Origin of the sequence: Nocardiopsis lucentensis DSM 44048 (assembly GCF_000341125.1) — a bacterium.
GTDB lineage: Bacteria > Actinomycetota > Actinomycetes > Streptosporangiales > Streptosporangiaceae > Nocardiopsis > Nocardiopsis lucentensis.
This window is the reverse complement of the sequence record NZ_ANBC01000329.1, coordinates 1-3,749: the sequence shown is the minus strand read 5'-3', so window position 1 is coordinate 3,749 and position 3,749 is coordinate 1. Positions and strand designations below refer to the sequence as shown.

At 70.7% G+C, this 3,749-nt stretch carries 2 protein-coding genes and 1 pseudogene; 2 read left to right on the top strand and 1 reads right to left on the bottom strand.

Going from position 1 to position 3,749, the window contains the following annotated elements:
- Positions 1-396: 396 nt before the first annotated feature.
- On the bottom strand, positions 397-1,884 hold the full coding sequence (locus D471_RS0111765; RefSeq protein ID WP_026127632.1) for a hypothetical protein: 1,488 nt from the start codon (positions 1,882-1,884) through the stop codon (positions 397-399).
- A 259-nt stretch (positions 1,885-2,143) separates the two neighbouring features.
- Here D471_RS0111765 and D471_RS0111760 point away from each other — a divergent pair, with 259 nt between their 5' ends.
- Both D471_RS0111760 and D471_RS0111755 read left to right on the top strand, forming a co-directional pair.
- Positions 2,144-3,109 carry a glycerophosphodiester phosphodiesterase gene (locus tag D471_RS0111760; protein WP_017598803.1) on the top strand — a complete coding sequence of 322 codons (966 nt, stop codon included), beginning with the start codon at positions 2,144-2,146 and terminating at the stop codon, positions 3,107-3,109.
- Between the two features lie 127 nt (positions 3,110-3,236).
- Positions 3,237-3,749, top strand: a pseudogene (locus D471_RS0111755) (alanine racemase); the annotation flags it as partial.

Below are 3,749 nucleotides of genomic sequence, written 5' to 3'. Positions count from 1 at the left end.
AGGGGAGCCAGTGGGTGGAGGCGACCATACCGAAGTCGCCGCGGAGCTGGGGGCGCGTGGTGAAACGGGGCATGGCTCTCCTCGGAGGGGGCGGCCCGCCCGGTTCGACGGACCCCGGGCGGGCACCGCGTGGTCGCGCGGGTGTGGCGGCGGTCACGGGAACGGGCGTCGAGCCGACCGTATCCCAGGAAACCGGTCCGCGGAGCTCTGTCCACAGGCCGGCGGCCCGGGGCTGGCGTCTCGACCCAACCCCGGGCCACCATTGATCTGGGGGCGCTCACTCCCCGCCCGCTTCATGCTGCCCGGTCGCAGACCCTCCACCCCGGCCGGTCATCGGCCCACGGCCGCGTACCGTTCCGCTCCGGCCGGGTCACAGCCTCCGTGGACCCGGTGGCGTCACGGTGCCTCCAACTCGAAGCTCCACGGCAGGGAGTCCCACAGTTCCTCCCACTCCGCGTCGTCCATCGGCTCGAGGCCGCCGGCCTCGCCCGGGCCGGGCGTGTGCGTCTCGGTGGACGTGTGGGCGACCTCCTCCATGCCCTCGGTCAGGCTGGCCTGGGCCCTCTCGACGAGCTGGGCGATCAGGTCGGCGATCTCGGCGAGCACGGACTCGATCTCGGAGCGCTGCATGTCGAGGCTGTCGGCGCAGTGGTCCGTGGCCGCGTTCTTCTCGCTCTCGGTGCCGTGGTACCAGACGGTGGCGAGCAGTTCGTCGCGCTGCTCGTCGGTCAGCTGGTCACGGCTCAGCGGCTGCTCGACGGTGTCGCCGGAGGCGGTGGACGCCGACTCCCGGTCCTGCTCGGCGTCGGTGTAGTCGAAGATCACGAACTCGTCGATCAGGCACTGCTTCACCTGCCGGGAGTTGGTCGCGCTGGGCTGGTCGGACTCCGTGTCCGCTCCCTCCGCCTCGGAGGCCTCGTTCCCGGCCGCCGCGATGCCCTCGGCGGTCACCTCGACCGCGTCGGTGTCCTCAGCGGTCTCCCCGGAGGTGTCGTTCCCGGCCGCCGCGACGTCCTCCGCGGTCACCTCGACCGCGTCGGTGTCCTCGTGTTCCTCGGCCGCCACGTCCTCGGTGGTGGCCGTGCCCTCCGCGGTCTCCGCGGCCCCGCCTTCGGTCTCCGCGGTCTCCGCGGCCTCGCCTTCGGCCTCCCCGGACTCCTCGGTCTCGGCGGTCTCTCCTTCGGCTTCTTCGCTCTCCCCGGCCTCTCCTTCGGCCTCGGCGCCTTCCGCGGTCTCCCCGGCCTCACCCGTGCCGTCCTGGACGGCATCCTCCTGGACGTCGTCCGGAGCCTCTTCCTCCGACTCCTCCGAGGTCTCCTCGGACCCCGGGGACGAGAGCGCGACCACCGACTCCGCCATCCTCCGCAGCTCGTCGCCGTCCCACCGCTCCGGGCGCAGGTGGGTGGTGATCGCGACCCCGGGCTCCTCCAACCAGAACATGTCGCCCGTCGCCTCTGAGACGTAGGCCTCGCGTTCGGCCCCACCACTGCCGTCCAGCCGCTCCAGTCCCCGCTCGGGCAGGTGGGAGTACCGCAGCTCGAGCAGGTCATCCAGCTCTTGGACCTGTTCCGAGCGCAGGATCATCACGCGCCCGTAGAGGTGGTCCGGGCCCTGAACCCAGGAGATCTGCGACTGGCTGTTGCCCCGCCGGTCTATCAGCGAGGAGGCGTTGAGCCCGAATCTGTCCAGTCCGGGGGGCAGGTAACCGATCTCGAACCCGTCCAGTTTGTACGAGGAGACCGCCTGTTCGACCACCGGCCAGTTGATCACCCGCGGGTCCTTGTCGTCCGCCGCCACCGCCGGTCCCGCGAGACCTGCCAGCCCGGTGGTCGAGAGCGTGGCGGCGCCCAGGAGCGCGACCCACCTCGTGTGGTGCTTGCGCATCGTCATCCCTTCCCATCGACTACTACTAGTGATGGTTTCAGGACTCTATGTGATTCTCGGGGGGCTCTCCAGCCAAAACCGGTACATGAAGTAATTCATTCGCTTCATTGGGTGAAAATTCGGGAAGGGTGTGACCTGTCCCGTACCAGAAGGTGGGATTCCCATTACCCGACGCTCCGCGTACGGTCACCGAGGGGTCACCATCCGCATCCACCCTGATGGAGCAATTCGGCCAGTCCACGCGAACTTGGGAGGTCCGGTGCGCCGCATCGGAATCGTCGTCGGAGCCGCTTCACTCTTCATCACCGCCAGCGCGGGCGTCTCGGTCGGGGCTCCCGCCCTCGACCCCCGAGAGCCCACCACCGAACCCGTCGCCGCCCACCACCCCGTCTTCGAGCGCCCGCTGATCGCCGTCGCCCACCGTGGCGCGTCGGGGCACGCACCAGAGAACACCCTCGCCGCCATCGACGTCGCCCATGAACTGGGCGCCGTGACGGTCGAGGTCGACGTCCAGCTCACCGCGGACGGCGAACCGGTGATCATGCACGACACCACCCTGGAGCGGACCACCGACGTCGAGGCGGTCTTCCCCGACCGTGCGCCCTACCGGGTCTCGGACTTCACCATGGCGGAGATCCGCCGGCTCGACGCCGGCGGCTGGTACGACCCGGCCTTCGCCGGCGAGCCCGTCCCCACCCTGGGGGAGGTCCTCGACCGGATGGCGGAGCACGACCTCAACCTTCTCCTGGAACTCAAGGAGCCCGAGCTCTACCCCGGCCTCGAACGCGCCGTCGCCGAGGAGCTGTTCGACCGAGCGGAGTGGTTCAGGCGCAACCCGCCGTGGGAGCCCCGCCGCCTGGTCATCCAGAGCTTCGACTGGGAGTCGGTCCGCGAGTCCCAGGACATCCTGCGGCCCGTTCCGCACGGCCTACTGGGCATGGTCCCCGAGGATCGGATCGACGACTACGGCTGGGCCGCCATGATCAACCCGAACCACAGGCACATCGACGCCGACTACGTGCGTCGGGTCCAGGAGGCCGGGATGGAGATCATGCCCTACACGATCAACGACCGCGCCACCATGGACGCCGTCCTGGGGCTGGGGGTGGACGGGTTCATCACCGACTACCCCGAGGTCGGGCGGGAGGCCATCGACGACCTCGACGACGGCGACCGTTTCGGGGCCCCGGCGCCGCCCGCGCCTCCGGTCGCGGCGAACGACTGACACCCGGCCGCCCGCCGCGCTTGACGCCGGTGGGATGATCGGACCGACCGACACCGTCCCCGCCCGGTCACGGCCCCGAGGGTCGGGACCGGGCGGGGTACTGGCGCGCAGGAGGCGTGGACGCACCGTGACCGATCGGCTCGACATCCCGCGTGAACACATCGACTGGCGGACCAAGGGACTCTGGTGGCCGGGCGATCCCGTCACCCTGGAGGAGTTCGCCACCCGACGGTTCCACCTCTTCTCCGGGCCGTTCACCTGGCCGCTCATGGTGCTGCGCGCCTCCGCGCTCGACCGCAACATCGCGGCGCTCGCGGCGTTCTCCGAGCGGCACGGCCTGCCGCTCGCACCGCACGGTAAGACCTCCATGGCCCCCGCGCTGATCCAGCGCCAGCTGGCCGCGGGCGCCTGGGGGGTCACCGCCGCCACCGCCAACCAGGTCCTGGCCTACCGCCGGTTCGGGGTCCGCCGAATCATCCTGGCCAATGAGCTCCTCGACCACGTGGCGCTGCGCTGGGTCGCCGACGAACTCGACCGCGACCCCGACTTCGAGTTCCTCTTCTACGCCGACTCCGGTGAGGGTGTGGCGGCGGCGGCCGGAGCCCTCGCCGACCGTCCGAACGGCCGCCCCCTGCGGGTG

Excerpts from the sequence above, each read along its gene's own strand:
- D471_RS0111765 (WP_026127632.1), bottom strand. The coding sequence starts at position 1,884 with ATGCGCAAGCACCACACGAGGTGGGTCGCGCTCCTGGGCGCCGCCACG.